The organism is Spirosoma fluminis (assembly GCF_054778895.1).
In genome coordinates this window covers 152,596-171,984 of sequence record NZ_BAAGZD010000036.1, presented here as the reverse complement: position 1 = coordinate 171,984, position 19,389 = coordinate 152,596, and the positions used below count along the sequence as shown (strand labels likewise).

The 19,389-nt window shown below is 49.0% G+C and carries 15 protein-coding genes; 7 read left to right on the top strand and 8 right to left on the bottom strand.

Annotated features, from left to right (window positions below):
* The first annotated feature begins 100 nt into the window (after positions 1-100).
* The 5 genes from porV to ACYVBJ_RS21550 all read left to right on the top strand — a co-directional run bounded on the left by porV (position 101) and on the right by ACYVBJ_RS21550 (position 6,440).
* Positions 101-1,309 carry a type IX secretion system outer membrane channel protein PorV gene (porV, locus tag ACYVBJ_RS21570; protein WP_460984372.1) on the top strand — a complete coding sequence of 403 codons (1,209 nt, stop codon included), beginning with the start codon at positions 101-103 and terminating at the stop codon, positions 1,307-1,309.
* Between the two features lie 99 nt (positions 1,310-1,408).
* Positions 1,409-2,689, top strand: coding sequence for a M16 family metallopeptidase (locus tag ACYVBJ_RS21565; protein ID WP_460984371.1), 1,281 nt, complete (start codon positions 1,409-1,411; stop codon positions 2,687-2,689).
* A gap of 162 nt (positions 2,690-2,851) precedes the next feature.
* Positions 2,852-3,508 carry a glycerol-3-phosphate 1-O-acyltransferase PlsY gene (gene plsY, locus ACYVBJ_RS21560; RefSeq protein WP_460984370.1) on the top strand — a complete coding sequence of 219 codons (657 nt, stop codon included), beginning with the start codon at positions 2,852-2,854 and terminating at the stop codon, positions 3,506-3,508.
* 127 nt (positions 3,509-3,635) lie between these two features.
* On the top strand, positions 3,636-4,997 hold the full coding sequence (locus ACYVBJ_RS21555; RefSeq protein ID WP_460984369.1) for a dipeptidase: 1,362 nt from the start codon (positions 3,636-3,638) through the stop codon (positions 4,995-4,997).
* Positions 4,998-5,045: 48 nt separating this feature from the next.
* Positions 5,046-6,440: a DUF1207 domain-containing protein gene (locus ACYVBJ_RS21550; RefSeq protein ID WP_460984368.1), complete on the top strand. Its 1,395-nt coding sequence runs from the start codon at positions 5,046-5,048 to the stop codon at positions 6,438-6,440.
* Here the strand turns inward: ACYVBJ_RS21550 and ACYVBJ_RS21545 are convergent.
* Entirely contained in the window at positions 6,437-7,453 is a 1,017-nt protein-coding gene (locus tag ACYVBJ_RS21545) for a zinc-binding alcohol dehydrogenase family protein (protein ID WP_460984367.1), read from the bottom strand. The genes ACYVBJ_RS21550 and ACYVBJ_RS21545 overlap by 4 nt on opposite strands.
* A gap of 156 nt (positions 7,454-7,609) precedes the next feature.
* Between ACYVBJ_RS21545 and purB the strand changes: the two genes are divergently transcribed.
* On the top strand, positions 7,610-8,950 hold the full coding sequence (purB, locus tag ACYVBJ_RS21540; protein WP_460984366.1) for an adenylosuccinate lyase: 1,341 nt from the start codon (positions 7,610-7,612) through the stop codon (positions 8,948-8,950).
* Between the two features lie 90 nt (positions 8,951-9,040).
* Here purB and proC read toward each other — a convergent pair whose 3' ends face one another.
* From proC to ACYVBJ_RS21505, 7 genes are all read right to left on the bottom strand, one after another.
* Positions 9,041-9,844, bottom strand: a complete 804-nt coding sequence (gene proC / locus ACYVBJ_RS21535; RefSeq protein WP_460984365.1) for a pyrroline-5-carboxylate reductase — start codon at positions 9,842-9,844, stop codon at positions 9,041-9,043.
* 133 nt (positions 9,845-9,977) lie between these two features.
* On the bottom strand, positions 9,978-11,114 hold the full coding sequence (locus ACYVBJ_RS21530; protein WP_460984364.1) for a redoxin domain-containing protein: 1,137 nt from the start codon (positions 11,112-11,114) through the stop codon (positions 9,978-9,980).
* Positions 11,111-12,601 carry an Asp-tRNA(Asn)/Glu-tRNA(Gln) amidotransferase subunit GatB gene (gatB, locus tag ACYVBJ_RS21525; RefSeq protein ID WP_460984363.1) on the bottom strand — a complete coding sequence of 497 codons (1,491 nt, stop codon included), beginning with the start codon at positions 12,599-12,601 and terminating at the stop codon, positions 11,111-11,113. Before gatB ends, ACYVBJ_RS21530 begins: the two co-directional genes overlap by 4 nt.
* Before the next feature lie 56 nt (positions 12,602-12,657).
* A complete protein-coding gene (locus ACYVBJ_RS21520) occupies positions 12,658-13,494 on the bottom strand; it encodes a phytoene/squalene synthase family protein (protein WP_460984362.1) in 837 nt (278 codons plus the stop codon).
* A gap of 33 nt (positions 13,495-13,527) precedes the next feature.
* Entirely contained in the window at positions 13,528-15,000 is a 1,473-nt protein-coding gene (locus ACYVBJ_RS21515) for a phytoene desaturase family protein (protein ID WP_460984361.1), read from the bottom strand.
* Between the two features lie 215 nt (positions 15,001-15,215).
* Positions 15,216-15,731, bottom strand: a complete 516-nt coding sequence (locus ACYVBJ_RS21510) for an RNA polymerase sigma factor (RefSeq protein ID WP_077919373.1) — start codon at positions 15,729-15,731, stop codon at positions 15,216-15,218.
* Between the two features lie 373 nt (positions 15,732-16,104).
* Positions 16,105-17,073, bottom strand: coding sequence for a KpsF/GutQ family sugar-phosphate isomerase (locus ACYVBJ_RS21505; protein WP_460984360.1), 969 nt, complete (start codon positions 17,071-17,073; stop codon positions 16,105-16,107).
* A 107-nt stretch (positions 17,074-17,180) separates the two neighbouring features.
* Between ACYVBJ_RS21505 and recQ the strand changes: the two genes are divergently transcribed.
* Positions 17,181-19,388: a DNA helicase RecQ gene (gene recQ, locus ACYVBJ_RS21500; RefSeq protein ID WP_460984359.1), complete on the top strand. Its 2,208-nt coding sequence runs from the start codon at positions 17,181-17,183 to the stop codon at positions 19,386-19,388.
* Position 19,389 lies beyond the last annotated feature (1 nt).

The following is a 19,389-nucleotide window of genomic DNA, read 5'->3' as shown; positions in this document are numbered from 1 at the left end:
TTAACCTATTTTTTCTAATCCAACGATTCATCGTAATTTTGACCACACACGACCGCTCTTTCCACCTCAACTTGTTGCTGTCGTCACCAACACTCTTTGTATGAAGCGCAATTTTTTCCGTGTTCTTCTCGGCGTAATTAGTTTTCTTCCCCTCGTCGTTTCCGCTCAAAATTCACTTACGGCTCTTAATGGGCAGGTGTTACGGGTTCCCACTTCGTCTGTTCCCTTTTTAAACTTCACCCCCGACGCTCGTTCCGGAGCCTTAGGTGAGGCTGGGGTAGCGCTGGGTGATGCCGATGCAAACGCTATATTCTGGAACCCATCGAAACTTGTCTTTGCCAAGCAGGACAAAGGAGCGGCAATCTCGTACACGCCCTGGCTGCGGGATCTGATCGGGGATATGTACTATACGTATCTGAGCGGCTATTCGAAGGTTGGTAAAAACTCGGTTATTGGTGGTTCTCTGCTCTACTTTGATCTGGGAACGGTCGACTTCACAACGGCAACGGGGGTCGCTGCCGGTACGTTTAACTCCCGTGAGTATGCCATCACGGCTTCGTTTGTGCAGCGCCTATCGCAGAATTTCTCACTCGGTGTTGATTTAAAATACCTGAACTCTAACCTGGCGGCTGGTAGCCCGAACCCTGCGTTGAAACCGGGAGCAACAGCGGCCGCTGATATCAGTGCTTATTACCGCAACGAAACGCGTGACAACGCAACGGGTAAGGGCTTTGGTCTTGCTTTTGGTGGGATGCTCTCCAATCTGGGTGGACGAATCAATTACGGCGGCCTTGAGCGGTATTACATTCCAACAAACCTGCGTTTAGGAACGAATTTGACCTTCTTTACGGACCAGTATAACAAAATCAACTTCGTGGTAGATGTGAACAAGCTGATGGTGCCGACGCCGGACATTCAGATGGTAAACGGAAAGCCAACGAACGTGAATGCTAATAAAGATTATTTCAACGCCGTTTTTGGCTCATTTGCTGATGCACCCGGTGGTTTTAGCGAAGAGTTGAAAGAATTTACGGTTTCCACCGGTATTGAGTACTGGTATAACGACCAGTTCGCTGCCCGCGTTGGCTACTTCAACGAAGCGAACGACAAGGGTGGTCGTAAATACGTTACTACGGGGCTTGGTTTGCGCTTGCAACAGCGCTTTGGCGTTGACTTTTCGTACCTGGTGCCGATAAAACAAGGCAACCCGCTGGCAAATACCTTCCGTATTTCCTTACTGATCAATTTCAACAAAGGCAGTCAGGTCTTCGGTGATGAAGAAGCGCTGAGTAACGACGATTCTAACTAGATATTGACCCGACAAACTAGCGGTTGGGAGGTTAAAGGGCCTGTTAAGGTTTTTTGGCCTTCCAACCGCTAGTTTGTTACATACACGTCCCTGTTTTCAATGACACTCGATAGAACCCAGTCTCCAACATTTCAGGCAATTCAGGAAGTACGGCTTCCGGCGGTTCAGACGCATCAGTTAACCAATGGTATTCCACTGCATCTGATTGCAGTTGCGCAGCAGCCCGTGCTACGGCTTGAGTGCGTGTTCGAAGCCGGAACATGGCATGAACAGAAACCCAACAGCGCTTTCTTCGCTATCAAGATGCTGGCTGAAGGTACGAATAAGCGCACTTCGGCGCAGATCAGCGAATATTTCGATCGGTACGGGGCGTTTCTGGAGTTGAGCAGCGGGCCTGATCGGGCTAGCCTGGTCGTGTACTGCCTGACCAAGTTTCTTCCGGAGGTGTTACCGGTTTTAGGCGAACTTCTGACCGAACCGACCTTTCCCCAAAAAGAATTAGACGATCTACGAAACATCACCCTTCAGAACCTGCGGGTCAACTACGAAAAAAATGCCTATCTGGCCGGTGTTCTGTTTCGCGAAAAATTGTTCGGAAGCAAACACCCCTACGGCCGAAGTCAGCGGCCCGAAGCCATTGAGCAGCTGACTCGTGCTGATGTTGTCCACTTCTACGAATCGGTCATCCGTAACCGGCCTTTCCAACTGATCCTGGCGGGTGAGGCTGGCGAGACTGAAATCGCCCTCATCAACGGTGAACTGGGAAAGCTCGCACTACGTACTGACCAGTTGCCGGTTTCCGAATCGGTTGATATCGTAAGTGACCACACACCGGTATTGGCTGAGAAAGCCAACAGTATACAATCGTCTATTCGTCTGGGGCGGAGACTGTTCACCCGCGCTCACCCTGACTTCTTCAGAATGCTCGTGACAAATGAGGTGCTGGGTGGCTATTTCGGCTCCCGATTAATGAAGAACATTCGGGAAGAGAAAGGATTTACCTACGGCATTTCGTCAAACATTCCCTCGTTCCGGCGGGATGGCTACTTTCTGATTGGAACCGATGTTAACAAAGAGAACACGCAGCAAACGCTCGACGAGATTTACAAAGAAATCCGCCTACTCCAAACCGAACTGGTATCGGACGATGAACTGCAAACGGTTAAAAACTACATGGCGGGCGAATTTGTGGGTTCACTGAATACGCCATTCGAAATTGCAGATCGTTATAAGGTGATTCTATTCGATGGATTGCCAGCTAATTTCCTCGCTACGTACATACAGAAATTACGGGCGGTCACGGCGGATGACGTACTGGAAACCGCTACGCAATACCTTGCGCCGGATCGTTTACAGGAAGTCGTTGTTGGAGGAAAATAGGACCATTTTGAAATTTATTTATTAGTCAATTTGTTTGATAGAATATGAAAATTGGCTTATTCAGGACAAAAAGCTAACTTTGAGTTCACATTGGCTTCACATACCGGGTAAATACTAGCTGGTATCCTTCTTTATCCAAAACCGATTAGTTAATCTCTATTGATGAATATCCTTCTGATTAGCATTACTCTGATAGCGGCTTACTTGCTGGGCTCTATCCCTACGGCAGTTTGGTATGGTCAAGGTTTTTTTGGTATAGATATTCGTAATTACGGCAGTGGCAACGCCGGAGCTACCAACACATTTCGGGTGTTAGGCAAACGAGCCGGCACAGTTGTGATGCTGGTTGATGTGCTGAAAGGCTATACGGCCGCTATTTTGTCGTCGCTGCTGTGGTATGCCGATGTGATCACGATCAATGAGATTTTAACGTTCAAGATCATTTTTGGCCTGGTAGCCGTAATTGGGCATTTATATCCCGTTTTTGCCAAGTTCAAAGGCGGCAAAGGGGTTGCTTCGCTGCTGGGCATGATTCTGGCAATTCACCCGGAGATGGCCGCGCTTTGTATCGGCATTTTTCTGCTGGTTGTTATTGCGTCGCAGTACGTATCACTGGGATCGATCATGGCCGCTTTAGCCTTTCCTGTGTTGCTGCTGTTGCAGGTGTTTGGTCAGAAAGAAAGCCCATTACTGATTGTTTTCGGCTTCGTTATCTTTTTGATGGTTGTGCTTACCCACCAGAAAAATATTGGTCGTCTGCTTCGCGGTCAGGAAAATCGCACGGTACTGATCCGACTACGTAAGAAGCGCGAAGAATAAGAAACCTGGTTTTGAATACGAGCTCGACGCCCCGTCGTTACGTTAAACTGCGTAACTTCGGGGCGAATTTATTAGTGCGGGAGCACCCGCCGAACGGGCCATCCATTCGCATAAAACATCTCTCTTCATGAACACCTATCTCGAAAGCAATAAGCAGCGGTTTCTGGACGAACTGCTCGATCTTCTGCGGATTCCATCCGTTTCTGCAGATTCTAAATTTAAGGGCGATGTACGTCGGGCCGCCGAGTTTGTTAAAGACAAATTAGCCGCGGCCGGTTTAGACAAAGCTCAACTGTTTGAAACGCCCGGCCATCCGGTAGTATACGCCGAAAAGATAGTTGACCCGGCCAAGCCGACCGTACTTGTCTACGGGCACTACGACGTACAGCCCGCCGATCCCTATGAACTTTGGAATTCCCCGCCTTTTGAACCGACGATTCGGGATGAGCGGATCTATGCCAGGGGCGCTTGTGACGATAAAGGCCAGTTTTATATGCACATCAAAGCCATCGAGGCCATGGTAGCAACAGATGGCCTGCCCTGTAACGTAAAAGTTATGATTGAAGGCGAAGAGGAAGTTGGCTCCGATCACCTGGGTACGTTTGTGGCTGAGCATCGGGATATGCTTAAAGCCGACGTTATTCTGGTTTCGGATACGAGTATTATCTCCAATGAAACCCCATCGCTGGAAACCGGGCTGCGTGGTTTGTCTTACGTTGAAGTAGAAGTAACCGGTCCTAACCGCGATCTGCACTCTGGCGTCTACGGTGGTGGCGTAGCGAATCCAATCAACGCTTTGTGCGAAATGATTGCCTCGCTGCACGACGAAACGGGTAAGATCACCATTCCCGGCTTTTACGATAACGTAGTAGAGCTAAGCAAAGGCGAACGGGCTGAACTGGCTAAGGCTCCGTTTGATTTAGAGGAGTATAAACGCGAATTAGGAATCAACGACGTAAAAGGCGAAGCGAGCTACTCGACCAACGAGCGGACGTCGATTCGGCCGACGCTGGACGTAAACGGTATTTGGGGTGGGTACACCGGCGAAGGCGCTAAAACCGTATTGCCCTCGAAAGCTTCAGCAAAGATCAGTATGCGCCTGGTGCCTGATCAGACGCCCGATGAAATCACGGAACTGTTTACACAGCACTTTACGAATATAGCCCCGGCGGGCGTAACCGTTACGGTAACACCGCACCACGGCGGAATGCCCTACGTAACGCCTGTTGATTCCATCGAGTTTGAAGCAGCCAGCAAGGCGTTTGAAGAAGCCTGGGGCAAGAAGCCAATTCCGACCCGCGGGGGCGGAAGTATTCCAATTATGGCGTTATTTGAAAAAGAGCTCGGTCTTAAGTCGATCCTGATGGGATTCGGTTTAGATACCGATGCCCTGCATTCGCCGAATGAAAGCTATGGTTTATTCAACTTTTATAAGGGAATTGAGACCATACCTTATTTTTATAAACACTACGCAGCCCTTAAACAATAGTAAATAGGAGCACTCCTAAACGCTTCGCCCTTAACCTGCCCTTGTCTTATGAAGAAAACGCTGTTGGTTCTTTTGCTGAGTTGTTTGGCGGCAACAGTAGCTTCGGCTCAGCAAACGCCAGCGACTGCTCCGAAAACTACGGCTCCGGCTGCTCGTACACTTACGCCTGCTGAACAGCGGCAAAAAGAAAAACTAGATCGGGAAATCCAGCGGGAGCGGCAGATTCGGGCCGAATGGGCGCAGAAGCAACGTGAGTACGAAGCAAAGCAGGCCGAAAAAGAACGGCAGCGGCAGGCCAGGAAGGCTGAAAAAGAGCGCGGACAGCAAGAACGGGAAGCGGTAAAGTCAACGCCAGCGGCTACTCCGTCCGTTAACGCACCAGTACTAGCTCCCGCGAATCAGCCAAGTGAGCCCTCGACTCCGCCAGCAGCCGAACCAACGCGAAAGCAGCGACGTGAAAAAGCGAAGAAAGAGACCGTTGCTGAACCTGCGCCGGTTGTGCCAACCACACCGGAGGTAACGACTCCAGCTCCAGAGCCGGTTAGCGTAGCCCCTAAAGCTACCAAACCCGAGCGGCCAAAACGGGTTAAAAAAACGGACGCTGAACGGGTAGATTCTGTATCGGCAGGTTCAGCGTCAACCGAGCCGACTCTGATTCGGCCGAAGAAGGAATTTTTGCCAAAAGGGCACTTATTCGAGCCGATTCTGCTCGACCCGCTCGAAGCACAGACGTACGGAAGCGTACTGCCGTTCTATTATACGGAGGGTAAAAAGTACCCCGGGAGTATTGTACCGTTTGCGTTTGGGTTTGCCAAGCCTTTCTACCGACGGACCACGGAACCGGGTCATTCGGAGGAATGGGTACTGGATTTAGCTTCGTTTACGCAATTTGAAGCGTTTCACGACGACAAGCTGAACAAGGCCCGTCGGCAGATCATGAACAATGATTACAAAATCAGTATCATTTACAACGTTCGGCGGGAAGCTGCTACGTGGCGGTTCAGGGTCTATCACCTCTCATCGCATTTGGGAGACGACTACATTTATCGAAACCAGATCACGGCTCCTTCGCCCAATGCTGTCAACTATGAACTGCTCGATGTTACGTACAGCCGAATGGTTACAAACTGGCGGTTATACGGTGGTCTTGGCCTTGTGCTACGCAAATCGGAAGAGCGTAAGCCGTTGAGCGCCCAATTTGGCGCGTTCTACAAAAAGCCATCCGAAAAAGCCGCGCGTTTAGTCGGCGGAGTAGACGTAAAGTTCTGGCAGCAAACCGACTTTAAACCGGGGATTCACGGTGGAATCGGCTTTGAGCTTGGCCGTACGCAGAATAACCTTACCTTTTTGCTTGAGGGCTATTCGGGCTTCCGGCCCTACAGTCAATTCGAAAGTCAGCAGACATCCTGGATAGGCTTTGGGTTGTATTTAAATCCGTTTTAAACCTCAATAATTGCCTTAACAACGCCATTGGCCGGGTCGAGCCAATCCGCAAACTGAAGAGGTACATCCAGCAGGGCAGACCGGTGCGTAACCCACGGCGTTGTGTCCAAGTCGCCCTGCTCAACGCGCCGAATGAGGTGAGCGAACGTACTGGGAAGTGCATTGCGGCTAGCCAGCAGGGTAACCTCCTTACGATGAAACATAGGGTCCGCGAACGTAACGTCTCCCTGAAATAAGCCGACGTAAACCAACGAACCGCCTAGCCCAACGTACTCGAATGCCTGCATCATGGAGGCTGGATTCCCCGTCGCATCGAACACGATAGTCGGCAGGTCACCCGCAAACGCCTGACGGAGCTGGTCCGAAAACGGTTCCACGGCTGAAACAGTAGCTACATCCGGAAAATGCTGTCGGACAAACGAAAGGCGCTTTGGCTCTCGGTCGGCGACTACGATTGAGCAGCCAATCGGTCGGACGCTCTCCAGTACGGCAAGGCCAATTGGACCGGCACCAATGACTAAAACCATGTCGGCGGCTTTAGGATTGGCTCGTTCAACGGCATGAGCGCCAATGGCCAGCGTTTCAATCAATGCCAGTTGGTCGAATGTTAATTGAGAGGAGGGATGCAGTTTCTCAACAGGTACAACTAATAATTCCCGCATTCCGCCGTCAATATGAACGCCCAGCACCCGCAGGTTCTCGCAGCAATTCGACTTTCCCCGACGACAGGCCGCACACTGACCGCAGTTTAAATACGGCTCCAGCGCACAGCGGTCACCAACGTGTACTCGCTCAGAGGGTTCACCTAAAGCTACAACCTCAACTCCCAGTTCGTGCCCCAGGATTCGAGGGTAATTGAAAAAGGGCTGCTTACCCCGATAGGCGTGCAGGTCGGTACCACATACACCGATACAATGTACCCGAACGAGCGCTTCACCGGGTTTGGGTTGTGGGGGCGGAGTTGTGGTGGTGAGCGTTAACTGGCCGGGTGACTGGAGAACTAGAGTATTCATAGATGCTTAAGGGGTCATTCATAACCCGAGTACGTAACAACTAAAGTGTCTGCTGCGCATTCTCGTTTAATCAAAAGCCAAATGTAATGGTACAAACTAAATCGGCCTAACCACAACTAATTCCCTTTACCGTACATTTGCATTTTACAAGCACGTATGAATTTATCTGCACTTACGGCGATATCGCCCGTCGATGGTCGGTACCGTAAACAAGTTGAGGCACTAGCCCCTTACTTTTCTGAATATGGGTTGATTCGCTACCGCATTCGGATTGAAATCGAGTATTTTATTGCGCTCTGCGAATGGCAACTTCCTCAACTGACAGGCGTCGACGCTTCGCAGTTTCCGGCGCTGCGATCCTTGTTCGAAAACTTCTCGGAAGCCGATGCATTACGAATCAAGGAAATCGAGAAAACGACGAATCACGACGTAAAAGCAGTCGAGTATTTCATTAAAGAAAAGCTCAAAGGTTCATCCGTCGAGCCATTTCTTGAGTTCGTGCACTTCGGCCTGACCTCGCAGGATGTTAACAACACGGCTATTCCGTTATTGCTGGACGAAGCGCTTGATACCGAAATTTTACCGCTGTATCGGCAGGTATTCATGCGGCTGCAGCAACTGGCTGAACAGTGGAAAGATGTCGCTATGCTGGCTCGTACGCACGGGCAACCAGCCTCGCCAACGCGCCTGGGGAAAGAACTGAACGTATTTGTTGAACGTATTGAAAAGCAGCTTCACCTGTTATCGGACATTCCAACGGCGGCAAAGTTCGGTGGTGCCACCGGCAATTTCAATGCACATGCCGTTGCCTATCCGGATAAAGACTGGAAACAGTTCGGCGATTCGTTCGTGGAAAGTTTGGGCATGGTTCGAAGCCAGTTTACTACCCAGATTGAGCACTACGATATGCTGGCGGCTACGCTTGATGCATTTAAGCGGTTGAATACGATTCTGATTGATCTCGATCGTGACGTCTGGACCTACGTGTCCATGAATTATTTTAAGCAAAAGCTGAAAGAAGGCGAGGTCGGCTCATCGGCCATGCCCCATAAAGTCAATCCAATTGATTTTGAGAATTCAGAAGGGAATCTGGGTATTGCCAACGCCATCTTCGAGCATCTTTCCAGCAAGCTGCCGATCTCCCGGCTTCAGCGCGATTTAACCGATTCTACCGTGTTACGTAGCATTGGTGTGCCGTTTGCCCATTCAGTTATTGCGTTAAAATCGCTTCTAAAAGGCTTAGATAAGCTTGAGTTAAACCAGGCGGCTCTGAACGCAGATCTGGAAGAGAACTGGGCCGTTGTTGCCGAAGGTATTCAGACCGTACTTCGGCGGGAAGGCTATCCACAGCCGTACGAGGCATTAAAAGCGCTCACCCGAACGAACCAAAAGATCACCGCCGATACGATCAGGCAATTTATCAGTGACCTGAACGTATCGGACGCCGTCAAAGCCGAACTAACGGCCATTACGCCATTTACATACACAGGATTGTAGCATACGAAACAGAGCCAGACATACTAACTAGCGGAGTAAACTAATTAGTACGTCTGGCTCTTGAGCGTTTTGCGCTCTTAAGGTCTGAGGTCAGGCTTTGGATAGCTCCGTGGCTCGTACCTGCGCTGCTTTGATGCCCGCGATTAAGGTATCTGATAAGGCACCGTTTTCAAACGCCCGTAAGGCTGCTTCGGTGGTGCCGCCTTTAGAAGCTACGGCTTTGATGAGTTCATCCAGCGATTTGTCGGCAGTATTGATCAGGTGATAAGCGCCAAGCATCGTTTGCTTTACCAGTAATGCCGACACGGCATCATTGAAGCCCATTTGTTTACCCGCATCAATCATGGCTTTGACAACGTAGTAAAAGTAAGCCGGACCACTGCCACTTAAAGCCGTAACCGCGTCGAGCATAGCTTCGTCGTCGAGAAATATCGAGCGTCCTGTAGCGTTGATCAGGTTTTCTACACGGCGTAGGTTGGTTAAATCCACCTCTTTAGCGGCAGTAAACCCGGTAATTCCCATACCCAGCATCGCTGGTGTATTGGGCATGGCGCGTACGACGAGCGGATGGCTTAGCTTCTCCTGGATTTGCGCGATGGGAATCCCTGCCATAATCGACAGGATAATCTGATCAGGCTGCACTACCTCACGTAACGCTTCGTGAACGCCGTTAAAATCCTGCGGCTTCACCGACAGAATAATCAAATCTGTTTCGCCAACCCGGGGCCCGATCGTATCCACGACAACGCCGGCCTTTTCGTGTTTCAGGGCTTCGGACCGATCCCGACTCTTTTCGATCAGCAGCAGATCGTCCTTCTTCACCAGGTCATATTGTAAAAACGACTTAGCGAAAGCCATCCCCATATTTCCGCAGCCTACGATTGCAATTTTCATGGTTTCAAACAGATCAATAAACTAAAAATTAATACATGAACAGATTGCTCGTCGCCGATGAAGTGAAACGTAGTACAAATGAAAAGGTCAGGCTATAAACCTGACCCCACAAAACTAACGACTAATACTTAACTCATTGACCACCTTTCAGCACTTCTTCCAGTTTTTGCTCTAAAGCCTGGCCACGTAAGTTCTTGGCAATAATCTTGCCTTCTTTGTCAAGCAGGAACGTGGCGGGAATAGCCTGAACACCATACTGCTGGGCGGCCTCTGATTGCCAATACTTTAGATCAGATACGTGCGTCCAGGGCAGATTGTCGGTCCTAATGGCGCGTAGCCACTCCGCTTTGCCTTTGTCCAGAGAGACGCTATAGATCGTAAAACCTTTGTCTTTGAACTTGTTGTACATCCGTACTACGTTCGGGTTCTCCATTCGGCAGGGACCGCACCAGGATGCCCAAAAGTCGAGTAGTACGTATTTGCCCCGGAGCGATGAGAGTGGGACCGGTGTACCAGTTGTATCAGTCAATGCTATCTCCGGAGCCTGAGCCCCGACCATTACACCTTTGATGCGGGCTACCCGTCCGATCAGCGATTTCGCGTGTGGGCTCGTCGGGTTTTCCTTTTCAAAGCGTTGTGCCAATGCATCATACGTAGCAAAGTCGTTGTTGATATCGATAAAGTTCAGCGCAAACAATGAGACCAGTGATGTGCCCATATCGGGCAGCATTGCCTTTACTTTGTTAATGACTTCCTGCTCGGCAACCTGGTATTCCTGCTCGATCTGCGTAACCCGTTTGGTGTCTTTCTTTTCTGTGGCCGCGGCAACCTGTTTGTTCCAGTTCGCTACCCGCGTTTCCATATCGGTCCGGAGCGCCATGAGTTTATCATAATACTCCATGTTCTTCGAACCCGTTACGGTTGCTTTTCCCATCTGTCCGGTTTTGGCATCCATCCGGTAGCCATCCGCGTTAACGGTCAGCGTCTCTCCGCCTTCAACCAACAGAGCCAGTTTCTGTCCACCACCTACATTCAACACCAGCACTTCACCACCATTCGCAACGTTGCTGGTCATCGTGAACGTATTACCGGCGGCTACTTTAACGGAATCGAGTTTACGCGTAGGCTGAGTGTTTGCTTCCAGATACACGTAGCTGCCTGGGGTTGCATTCTTAATTTTACCTGTAACGGTAAACTGCTTTGCTGTTTGGGCGTTGGCCAATGAACTGAGGGCCAGTAAGCTGGTTAGGCCAGAAATTAATTTCTTCATTTTGCCTGTAGTGTCTTCGCTAATAACTCATTCACCAACTTAGGATCAGCCGAGCCTTTTGATTTTTTCATCACTTCTCCGACGAACAATCCTAATAGATTTTTCTTGCCTTTGTGGTATTGGTCAACCTTATCGGGCCAGGCCGACAGCACCTCTTCTACCAACGTTTGGAGCGCGTCAGTATTGCGATTCTGTACCAAACCATGAGCGTTGGCCAGGTCAGCAGGTGAAGCCTCAGGCTGATCGACCATCAAGCCAAAAACCTGCTGGGCCGCCGTCTGACTGATTACGTTGGTATCAATTAGTCCGATCAGTTCCGCCAATTGTTTAGCCGTAACCGGAAACTGCCGATCACGTATTAACTTTTCATTTAAATGCCCCTTCACCGGACCCATAATCCAGTTGGAGGCCGCTTTGTAATTCGTTGTATACACGCAAACCGCTTCGTAATAGTCGGCAAGCTCTTTCGCATCGGTCAACAGAGCCGCATCATACTCGGGCAGACCATACTGCGTCGTAAGCTTTTCGAACAGCGCAGCCGGTAGCATCGGCATTTGAGCCTGAATATCAGCCAGCCAGCCGTCCGAAACGATCACCGGCGTCAGGTCAGGGTCCGGAAAATAGCGGTAATCGTTCATTGTCTCCTTTTCGCGCATGGCAAAACTACGGCCCGTGGCTGCGTCGAAGGTTCGGGTTTCCTGAATAATGAGTCCGCCGGTCTCCTTCGTTTCTACTTGTCTCCGAAACTCGCTGTCCACAGCCCGCATTACGTTCCGAATAGAATTCAGATTCTTTACCTCAACCTTCGTGCCTAAATTAGTCGACCCTTTAGGGCGAATGGAAACATTTACGTCACAACGTAGCGAGCCTTCCTCCATGTTGCCGTCGCATATATCCAGGTAACGTACCAACCGGCGAACCTCGGTGAGGTACTGACCAGCCTCTTCGGCCGTGCGGATGCAGGGGTCAGTTACCATTTCGATGAGCGGAGTACCGGCCCGGTTATAATCGAGCTGAGTGGCCCAGTCGCTGCCGTCATGGATCGATTTTCCGGCGTCTTCTTCCAGATGAATATGATGGATTTGAATGGTTGTCTGGTAAGGCTGACCCGTTTCAGGATCTTTTACGTGAACCAGTATGCCACCGCCTACACAAATGGGTCCTTTATCTTGCGATAGCTGGTAACCTTTTGGCAGGTCAGGATAAAAGTAATTTTTACGCGCGAAGATATTATGACGGGTAATTGTGCTCCCGCAAGCCAGCCCCATCCGAATGGCGTACTCTACCGCCTTCCGATTTAGCTTAGGCAAAGTGCCTGGGTGTCCCAACGTAATAACGCTGATGTTGGTATTCGGCTCCGCTCCAAACGTATTGGCGTCAGCAGCAAAAATTTTACTTTGTGTCAGCAATTGGCAGTGCACCTCCAGCCCAACAACGGCTTCGTAACGGGCAAACACTTCCGGCGAAAGGGTCGCTTCGGCTACCATTTACAGAATATTATCTGGTTTCTAGCAAAGATAGCGAAAAGGCGCGAAGGGGTAGTTTAAATCACATTCAGCCGATATTTCAGATAGGTCTGAGCGAGCAAGGCAATCTTCTGCGGGTTGGGTACCCGAATCCGCTCATTCTGTATGGTTGATGCCGATAGTTGCTTGATTTTGTTGAACAGAGTCTGATAGTACGTATACGCCAGATAAACACCCATGCGTGCCCCACGCGGCAAATTCATGATGCCAATGTAAGCCTCATCGAAGTCCCGCTGAATATCCTGTTCAATGCGTTGCTTGGCGTCCCGCCCAAACTCACTGAAGTCTACGTCGGGAAAATAAGTGCGGCCCCGGTCAACGAAGTCACTTTTAAGGTCGCGCAGAAAATTAACCTTCTGGAAGGCCGCGCCGAGTTTACGGGCTGGAGCGCGCAGGCGATCAAATTCATCACAGTTTCCCTCGCAGAACACGCGCAGGCACATCAGTCCAACCACTTCGGCTGAGCCATAGATGTATTCGTTATACCCATCAAGGCTGTAATCCTGGTAATAGAGGTCCATTTCCATGCTTTTTAGAAAAGCCTCGATCAATTCGTGTTCTATTCTGTACTCGCGGACGACTAGTTGAAACGATTGAAGTATTGGATTCAGACTGATTCCTTCCTCAATGGCGAGAAAAGTGTCACGCCGAAAGCGTTCAAGAAGGGTTTTTTTATCGTGATCGTGGAAGGTGTCAACTATTTCATCGGCGTAGCGAACAAATCCGTAGATGGCGTAGATAGGCATATGAAACTTTCGATCGAGGGTCTTTATGCCTAAGGTAAAGGACGTACTGTACTGCTCAGTAATCAGCTTACTGCATTCCAGTGCCGTTTTGTTGAACAACGCCATCATAGCTGGATACAAAGGAGGGTTAGGGTTTGTAAGTTAAATAAATTCTCTAGCAACCTCGTCGGCAACGACTAATCCCGAAATCAGCGAGGGGGGGACGCCGGGGCCTGGTACCGTCAGTTGACCCGTGTAGAACAGGTTGTTCACCCTTTTGTTCTTAAGAGATGGCTTTAAAATTGCAGTTTGCTTAAGGGTGTTTGCAAGACCATAGGCGTTGCCCTGAAAAGCATTATAGTCGCTTTTGAAGTTATTATGAGCATAACTCTTCTTGTAAACGATGTAGTTACGAATGTCTTCGCCAACGTACGCTTCGAGTCGATCCATAATCAGGTCAAAATAGCGTTTGCGAATTTCTTCTGTGTCGGTTAAATCCGGAGCGACTGGAATTAACAGAAAAAGGTTTTCGCAGCCGGCTGGTGCAACACTTGAATCGGTTTTTGACGGAGCAGAGACATAAAAAAGTGGTTTAGAAGGCCACTGAGGAGTATCGTATATCTCTTTGGCGTGGACCTTGAAATCTTCGTCGAAGAACAAATTGTGGTGCTGCAAACGGGGAATCCGTTTATTGATTCCCAGATAAAAGAGCAACGAAGAGGGTGCCATGACACGCTTCTGCCAGTACGTATCATCGTAATTCCGATGCCCATTGTCGAGCAAGCTGGTTTCAACGTGGTTGTAATCAGCACCAGCTACCACAACGTCGGTCTCAAAAATTCCCTCCGTCGTTACTACGCGTTGGGCCTTACTTTTAAATATGTCAATTTTTTGTACAGACTGATTCAGCAGAATTTTAACCCCTTTCTCCTCTGCCAGACTGACCATCGCCTTAACTATCTCGTGCATACCACCCATGGGGTACCAGGTTCCCATCGCCATTTCGGCGTAGTTCATAAGGCTATACATAGCTGGTGTGTTTTCAGGTGTGGCGCCCAGAAACAATACCGGAAATTCTACGATCTCGAGCAGGCGCGGATTTTTAAAAAATTTGCGGACGTGGGATGCGAATGACTGGAAAATATCCAGGCGCGTTACGTCGTACAGCAGTTTAAGGCTTAGAAACTCGGTAACCGAGCGACTGGGTTTCCAGACAAACTTATTCATGCCAACCTCGTATTTGTACGACGCCTGCTTTAGAAACTCGCGCAACTTAGGACCACTGCCCGGTTCGAGTTGTTCGAATAACGTTTCGAGATTGTCCAGGCCAGCCGGTAAACTGATCGTTTCGTCGGGGCCAAAGATGACGTTATAAGAAGGGTCGAGACGAACCAGGTTGTAGTAATCAGAAGGTTTCTTGCCGAATCGGGCAAAATAGGTTTCAAATACGTCGGGCATCCAGTACCAGCTAGGCCCCATATCGAACGTAAACCCTTCGGCTTCGAAAACGCGCGCCCGGCCGCCGGGCATACTGTTTTTTTCGAGAATCGTTACGTCGTAGCCTTTATCGGCAAGGCTGGTTGCTGCGGCCAGCCCGGCAAATCCGGCCCCGATCACCAAAACACGTTGGGGCATTGATAGGTGGGTATATTAGTTGAGAAGGTAACCCTTTGATCAGCGAATTGGTTAGTCCATTTTCCAAAAATAGCGCTTCGGCCCGCACTTGATTAGCTACATAAATAAAAAAGTTGGACGGAAACCATCCAACTTTTTCGAACCTTCCTCTTTTTTAACCAAAAACTACTCAATCAATATATCTATAAGACGATGATATGTCTGTGTGTTCTCGCTTATGCGTTGAAATGTGCATACACCTTCAACTGATCTTTCAGCTCTTTACGAGCAATGTGAATCCGGTTTTTTACTGTACCAATCGGGATATCGAGTTTAGCAGCGATCTCATGGTACTTGAATCCTCTGAAGTGCATCATGAACGGCGTCCGATACGTATCGTCAAGGCTGTTAACAGCGCGGTTGATGTCATCCTGCGCAAATGAAGAATAAGCCAGGTTATCGGTACTGCTTTCCATAGAGTTTATGTAATGCAGATTGTCGGTTGTATCGATGAAGGTATTCTTACGAACCATACGTTGATAGTTAGTAATGAACGTGTTTTTCATGATCGTATATAACCATGCCTTCAGGTTCGTGCCATCCGTATACTTATCACGATTGGTAAACGCTTTCAGCAGCGTGTCCTGTAATAAGTCATTGGCATCTTCTACATCTTTAGTCAGCCGCAGTGCGAAGGGGCGCAGCGATTTGGATACTTTTCCAATATGATGAGTGAATTCGAGCGCGGTCATGGTTGTTTAAGTTTTTCTTGTTGAATCAAATCTACACAGCTATTAAACAAAAAAACAACCACCTTTTTGCTCGCCTAAACTTTTACAGGCTCATCCTGCGTAACTAGCATAAAATCAGCGATTTAAAATTTTGAAAAAATCCATGCCAAGTCCTGCCCAATGTGTAGGCCACTATCTAACTGTGGAATTTCCCCCCCAGATTGTGGAATGTGGGGTGTGGATGTTGTTGAGCGTTTCCCCAATTTACTTAAACACGAATTTGTGTCGTTACCCACGTATGGCGATAAAATGACCAAGTATACCTGATTATATAGGTTACAGGTGATCTGAGTCCAGAAATTGATCGCTTTGTTATAAAGGATCGTAAACTAGCTTACACTAAGCCTTCTTTCAAAAGGTCATGCAGGTGCACAAATCCCCTTACCTGGTCATTCTCAGTAACGATAACCTGCGATATATTACGTTCCTGCATAAGTTGTAAGGCCGACACCGCATACTCGTCGGGAGGCACGCACACCGGGTCAGTTGTCATCACTTCGGTAGCCGATAGCTCCCAGAACGCTGTATGCTCATAGGCCATACGGCGGATATCGCCGTCTGTGACAATACCAACTAGTTTGCCGGTTTCATTGACAACGGCCGTAGCGCCCAGCCGATTGGCCGAAATGGTAAAGATGACGTCTTTGATAGCAGTCTCTGGCAGAACGATTGGGCAATGATTATGTGGGAAAATATCAGCAACTTTTAAGTACAGTTTTTTGCCGAGCGAACCGCCCGGATGATAACGGGCAAAATCCTGCCGGGTAAATCCGCGGGCTTCCAATAAACTTACCGCCAGCGCATCACCTAATGCAAGGGCAACTGTGGTACTGGTTGTAGGAGCCAGGTTCATGGGGTCGGCTTCGCAGCTCGCATACGCGTGCAAAACGTAGTTGGCGTGCCGGGCCAGATAGGAATCCCGATCGGAGACCAGAGCGATCAACTGTACGCCCGTTCGTTTTAATAAAGGGAGTATGACTTTTATTTCAGCCGTGTTCCCGCTCTTGGAGATTATTAATGCTACGTCGTCGGCCTGGATCATTCCTAAGTCGCCGTGAATAGCATCCGCTGCATGCATGAATAAAGCAGGAGTACCGGTCGAGTTTAGGGTAGCCACGATTTTTTGGCCAATCAGAGCGCTTTTTCCCACACCCGTTACCACAAGCCGACCGCTGGAGGCTAACACCGTTTCAACAGCCTGGTCAAATTGCTCGTCGAGAAGATCGATTGCATCGCGGATGGCATCGGCTTCAGCCTGCAGCACGGAGCGAGCGATAGTTCTGGTATTTTTTTGGACTTTCAAGGGCGGATTTGGCGATGAAGAACACTTTGGTGCGTATATTCGCTAACTTTATTAAGCAAAGATACGGCAAGCAAATAGAGTAAAGTAACTTTTGTACGATTTGTAGAATGATGCAGGTTGATCAGACGGTCTATACGACCCTCAAAGAGCGGCTAAAAGAAATTTTTGGGTTCAGTCAGTTCCGGGGCGATCAGGAAGCCATTATTCACAGTATCCTGGCGGGACGTAATACATTTGTTATTATGCCTACCGGAGCAGGCAAGTCGTTGTGCTACCAACTGCCCGCTATCGTCAGTGAGGGCACTGCTATTGTGATTTCACCGCTGATTGCCTTAATGAAAAATCAGGTTGATCAGCTGAACGCCTTCGGCATAAACGCCCAGTTCCTGAATTCGACGCTGTCAAAAGCGGAGATGAACAAGGTTAAGAAAGATACACTCGACGGTTCGCTAAAGCTACTTTATATTGCCCCTGAATCTTTAACGAAAGAGGAAAATTTGGACTTTTTAAAGAAAGCCAACATTTCCTTTGTCGCAATCGATGAAGCTCACTGTATATCGGAATGGGGCCATGATTTCCGGCCGGAATACCGGAAAATTCGTGGTATCGTCGACAACATTGGTAATCTCCCCGTCATTGCGTTAACCGCCACGGCTACGCCTAAAGTCCAGCAGGATATTCAGAAAAACTTGCAGATGGAAGAAGCTGACCTGTATAAGACGTCGTTCAACCGCAAGAATCTGTACTACGAAATCAAGCCGAAAGTCGACGCTAAAAAGCAGCTGATCAAGTATGTTAAGCAGAATAAAGGGAAGTCGGGCATTGTATATTGCCTTAGCCGCAAAACGGTTGAAGAGATTGCTGAACTTTTAAATGTTAACGATGTAAAAGCGTTACCGTATCATGCCGGACTCGATCCGCAAACACGGATGGCTAATCAGGATGCGTTCCTGAATGAAGATGTGGATGTAATCTGCGCTACCATAGCCTTCGGAATGGGCATCGATAAGCCCGACGTCCGATTTGTGATCCATTATGACGCGCCAAAATCGCTCGAAGGGTATTATCAGGAAACGGGCCGGTCTGGCCGCGACGGTCTGGAGGGCAACTGTGTCATGTTCTACAGTTACGATGACATTGTTAAACTCGAAAAATTCAATAAGGACAAGCCGGTTACCGAGCGGGATAATGCCAAGCACCTGCTGTCCGAAATGGTGTCATACGCCAATCTGGGCGTTTGTCGTCGTCGACAGTTGCTGGGCTACTTTGGTGAGTTTCTCGAAAAAGATTGCGGATTCTGTGACAACTGTCTCAAGCCGGGCGAGAAGTATAAAGTGCAGCATGAGGTTGTCCTGGCCTTACAGACCGTGTTGCAAACTGATCAGCGTTTCGACGCCAGCCACCTGGCCGACGTATTAACCGCTACGTCCAATCAATACGTAACGAGTTACGAACACGACCGGCTAGATGTATATGGCAAAGGTCGGGAATTCAATGAAACCGCCGAATTTTGGTGCTCGTTGATCAAGCAGATCACGATTTATGGATACATCGAGAAAGACGTTGATAATTACGGTATTCTTAAGCTGACACAACGCGGTTTAAACTACATCGAGGACCCGTATCCGATTACGCTTTCCAAAGATCACGACTACGACCAGCAGGTAGCCGATAAGGATGACGACGACAAGGATACCGCACCGTCGTCGGGGGGGGCGGCCTACGATGAAGAACTGCTTGGGCTGCTCAAAGCACTTCGTAAGAAAATAGCGAAGGAAAAAAACCTGCCTCCCTACGTTATCTTCCAGGATCCGTCTATGGAAGAGATGGCTACTACGTACCCCACCACCCGCGAGGAAATGGCGCAGATTAACGGCGTCGGTATGGGTAAGGTGCAGAAGTTCGGAAGGCCCTTTATTGACCTGATTACAAAGTACGTCGAAGACAACGAGATTGAGACCGCTAAAGACGTTGTCATCAAATCGACGGTCAACAAGTCGAAGGTTAAGATCTTTATCATTCAGCAAATCGACCGCAAAGTTGATCTGGATGAAATTGCCGAGGCAAAGTCGCTTTCAATGGAGGAGTTAATGGAGGAAATCGAGCACATCTGTTATTCAGGTACGCGCTTAAACCTCGATTACTACATCAACCAAGTAATGGACCCGGATCGGCAGGACGAAATTTTTGACTATTTCATGCAGGCTGAAACCGATAACATTGCCACGGCTATGCGCGAGTTTGGGGGGGATGATTTCACCGAACAAGACCTGCGCTTGATGCGTATCAAATTCTTATCGGAAGTAGCAAACTAAG